The 4,015-nt window shown below is 74.9% G+C and carries 3 protein-coding genes and 1 tRNA gene; all 4 read right to left on the bottom strand.

From position 1 onward, the window contains the following. Positions 1-304: 304 nt before the first annotated feature. The 4 genes from Q6969_RS13790 to tmk all read right to left on the bottom strand — a co-directional run bounded on the left by Q6969_RS13790 (position 305) and on the right by tmk (position 3,892). Positions 305-380: transfer RNA gene (locus Q6969_RS13790), tRNA-Thr, on the bottom strand. 76 nt (positions 381-456) lie between these two features. After that, positions 457-2,034, bottom strand: a complete 1,578-nt coding sequence (locus Q6969_RS13785) for an alpha/beta hydrolase (protein WP_317230953.1) — start codon at positions 2,032-2,034, stop codon at positions 457-459. After that, entirely contained in the window at positions 2,031-3,260 is a 1,230-nt protein-coding gene (locus Q6969_RS13780) for a DNA polymerase III subunit delta' (protein WP_317230952.1), read from the bottom strand. Before Q6969_RS13780 ends, Q6969_RS13785 begins: the two co-directional genes overlap by 4 nt. Further along, on the bottom strand, positions 3,257-3,892 hold the full coding sequence (tmk, locus tag Q6969_RS13775) for a dTMP kinase (RefSeq protein ID WP_317230951.1): 636 nt from the start codon (positions 3,890-3,892) through the stop codon (positions 3,257-3,259). The genes Q6969_RS13780 and tmk overlap by 4 nt, the downstream gene beginning before the upstream one ends. Positions 3,893-4,015: the final 123 nt, after the last annotated feature.

The following is a 4,015-nucleotide window of genomic DNA, read 5'->3' as shown; positions in this document are numbered from 1 at the left end:
CCCGGCGCCGACGGCCCCGGCGGCGAGCAGTGCCACGACAGCGACCGCGGCGGTGACGGTGCGCGTGCGCCGCGCGGGCGTCGCGCTCGTCCGCACGCGGGAGGCGGGGTCCTCCGGGTCGATGCGGCCGGCGCGGTCGGGGCCGTCGGCAGGGGATCGCATGGGGCCATGCTAGACGCCGAGACCGAGCGGGGCCTCTGCCTCAGGTGCGCCACGTCGGGTCCGCCGGCGACGGCGGTCGCGGAGGGACGCGACTCATCGCGACCCGGCACGAGACCGGGATCGGGACGAGCGGAGGGGGTGGTGGAGCCGCCTGTCAGAATCGAACTGACGACCTTCTCATTACGAGTGAGATGCTCTACCGACTGAGCTAAGGCGGCCCGGCCCGGACTCAGCGAGTACCGGGCACGAGTAGAGAGCATACCGGATGCGCGAGGGTCCTCTCGCACACGCGGGTCAGCCGCAGGTCGTCCCCGATGCCGGCGGGTCCCCGCCGAGCAGGTAGCCGTCCACGGCGGCCACGATGCACGGGTCCCGCTCGTCGTAGGCGATGTGCCCCTCGCCCTCGTAGGTGAGCAGCACGCCCGAGTCGAGCTGGTCGGCGAGTGCCTCGGCCCAGGAGTACGGGGTCGCGGGGTCGCCGGTGGTGCCCACCACGACGATGGGCGCGGCGCCCTCCGCGGACACGGGCGCCGGGGCGTCCCGTGCCGTGTACGGCCAGTTGCCGCAGAGCGGGTCCGGCTCGTCGTCGCGCGAGGTGTCGTCGTCGGCCAGCTCCCCTCCCGCGGAGCGGAGCTCCGCGGCCTCCCGGGCCAGCACGGCCGGGTCGCGCTCCACGGGGTAGTCGATGCACTGGATCGCGAGGAACGCCTCGTAGAAGTTGCTGGTGTACGTGCCGTCGGGCGTGCGGCCGAAGTACGAGTCCGCGAGGGCGAAGGCGGTGGCCGAGCCGCCGCCGAGGGCCTCGGTGAACGCGGTGGTGAGGGCGGGCCACTGCTGCTCGCTGTAGAGGGCGGAGTCGATGGCGCTGCGCATCACCTGCCCGTCGAGCTCCCGGCCGTCGACGGCCCGCAGGGGGCTCTGGTCGAGCCGGTCGAGGAGGTCGGCGGCCATGCGCACCCCGTCCTCGACGGATCCGCGGAACGGGCACGGCTGCCCTCGGAGGCATGCCGCCATGTACGACTCGAAGGAGGTGCGGAACCCCGCGGTCTGGGCGAGCACCACGTCGAAGGAGCTCGCGGACGGATCCGTCGCGCCGTCGAGCACCATGCGGCCGACGTGCGCGGGGAACGTCTGCGCGTACTCGGCGCCGATGCTGGTCCCGTACGAGTAGCCGAGGTAGTTCAGCGCCGGATCCCCCACCAGCGCCCGGAGCATGTCGAGGTCCCGCACCGTGCTCCGCGTGTCGATGAACTCCAGCAGCGGGCCGGACCGGGCGGCGCAGGACTCGGCGAACGACCGCGCGGCGTCGCTGAGCTCCTGGTCGTGCTCCGGCGTGCCCGGGCGCGCCGCGGTCTCGCCGTAGAGGAAGGAGTCGAGCTGGGCGTCGTCGACGCAGTCGACGGCGGTCGACGCCCCGACGCCGCGCGGATCCCACCCGACGACGTCGTAGGCGTCCTGGAGATCGCGGGACACGGCGTAGTCGACGCTGGACCTCACGAAGTCGACCCCGGAGGCTCCCGGTCCGCCGGGGTTGACGAACAGCGACCCCCGCGGACCGTCCGACCCGCGGGCCGTGTGGCGCACGAGGGCGAGCTCGATGTCGGTCGCGGCATCCGGCGCCGACCAGTCGAGCGGCGCCGTGGCGGTGGCGCACTGCGCCCCGTCCTCGCACGGCGACCAGGCGAGGACCTGCTCGTAGTACCGCGCGAGGTCGGGCGCCACGTCCTCCGTGGTGGGGCTCGACGTGGAGCTGCGTGGCTCGGGCACGGGGATGAGGCCGCAGCCGCTCAGCGCGACGGCCGCGACGAGCAGGACGCCCGCGCGGGACGCGACGCGGGACAGGAGGGACGTCCGCGCCCCCCGCCGGGTCACGCGCGACCCGACGGACGCGTGCGGGTGAGGGACACGAGCATGGCCTCGAGGGCGAGGGCCGGGCTGACGTTGCCGTCGATGCGGCGGCGCGCGACCCCGACCGCATCCAGCACCGCGAGCGAGGCGGCCGCCGATCCGGCCTCCGCGGCCTCGGCGATGCGCGGCGCGATCGCCGCGTTCACCTGCGGGAGGTCGGCACCCAGCTGGCGGAGGAGCACGTCGCGATGGAGGGACATGAGGTCCACGAGGATGCGGTCGATGCCGTCGCGGAGGCTCCGCGTCGCGCGGCGCTTCTGGTCCTCCTCGAGCTGGCGGATCTGCGACCGCAGCTGCGGGGGGATCGACCCGCCCTCCTGGACGCCCAGCGAGCGCAGCGCGCGTTCGCGCTCGTCCGCATCGCGCTGCACCGTGAAGGCCTTCGCGTCCTGACCCGCGAGCTCGAGCAGCGCGGCGGCGGCGCGCACGGCGTCGCCCACGGTGCGGATCCCGAGGGCCAGCTCCAGCGTGCGGCTGCGGCGATCGCGGGCCTCGGCGTCCGTGGCGAGACGGTGCGCCATGCCGATGTGGCTCTGCGCCTCCCGGGCGGCGCGCGTCGCGGTCGCCTCGTCGACCCCGTCGCGGCGCTGGATGAGCGCCGCCACGTCCTCGACGGAGGGGATGCGCAGGCGGACGCTGCGGACCCGGGAGCGGATGGTGGGGATCAGGTCGGCCTCGCTGGGGGCGCAGAGGATCCAGATGGTGCGCTCCGGCGGCTCCTCCAGCGCCTTCAGCAGCAGGTTCGACGTGCGCTCGGTCATGCGGTCGGCGTCCTCGACGACCATGACGCGGTACCGCCCGACCGAGGGAGAGTACTGCGACGAGGTGACGAGCGCGCGCACCTCGTCGATGGCGATGATGACCCGCTCCGTGGCGAGCACGCCGAGGTCGGGGTGGCTCCGCGCCGCCACCTGCCGTGCGCTCGCAGCGTCCCCCTCGGGGGTTCCGTCGCTCAGCAGCGCCGTCGCGAAGGCGTACGCGAGGTTCGAGCGGCCGGATCCGGGCGGCCCGGTGATGAGCCACGAGTGCGCGAGGGCGGTGCCCGACGCGTCGCGCGCGGTGGCGCGGGGACTGCTCGCGGCGGCGAGCAGGGCGACCGCCTCGGACTGCCCGGTGAGCTCGTCCCAGATGCGCCGGCCGTCCGGGGACGCCGGCCCGTCCGCGCCTCGCACGACCGCGGCGTCGCTCACGCGCGGGCTCCCGCCTCGATGAGGGCGGAGGTCCGGGAGCGGATGAGGTCGGCGATCTCCTCGCGGGGAAGACCCGCGTCGACCACGAGGAAGCGCTCCGGCTCCGCCTCGGCGAGCCGCAGGAACGCCTGGCGGACGCGCTCGTGGAACTCGCCGCGCTCGGCCTCGAGGCGGTCGAAGCGCGTCCGCGCGGCGTCGAGGCGCACGCGGGCGGCCGCCTGGTCGAGGTCGAGGAGCACCGTGAGGTCGGGCAGCAGCCCGTGCGCCGCCCACAGCGACAGCTCGCGGATCTCGTCCGCGTCGAGCACCCGCCCGGCGCCCTGGTAGGCCACCGACGAGTCGAGGTACCGGTCCTGCAGCACGACCGCACCGCGACCGAGCGCGGGGCGCACGACCGTCTCCACGTGATGCGCGCGGTCGGCCGCGTAGAGGAGTGCCTCGGCACGGGGGGCTATGTGGCCCCGTCGGTGCAGCACGATCTCGCGGATCTCGACGCCGAGCTCGCTGCCGCCCGGCTCGCGGGTCACGACGACCTCATGGCCCTGCCGCTCCAGCCACTCCCGCAGGAGCGACGACTGCGTGGACTTGCCCACGCCGTCGCCGCCCTCGAGCGTGATGAAGACGCCGGTCACGTGGCGTCGGACGCCGTCGCCGCGGCGGACGCCCTCTTCGCGGCCGTCGTCTTCGCGGCCGTCGTCTTCGCGGCCGTCGTCTTCGCCGTGCTCGTCTTCGCGGCGGCCGTCGTGGACGCGGTC

The sequence above is a fragment of the Clavibacter sp. MX14-G9D genome, from assembly GCF_032917815.1.
GTDB lineage: Bacteria > Actinomycetota > Actinomycetes > Actinomycetales > Microbacteriaceae > Clavibacter > Clavibacter michiganensis_K.
This window is presented reverse-complemented; position numbering and strand designations above follow the sequence as displayed.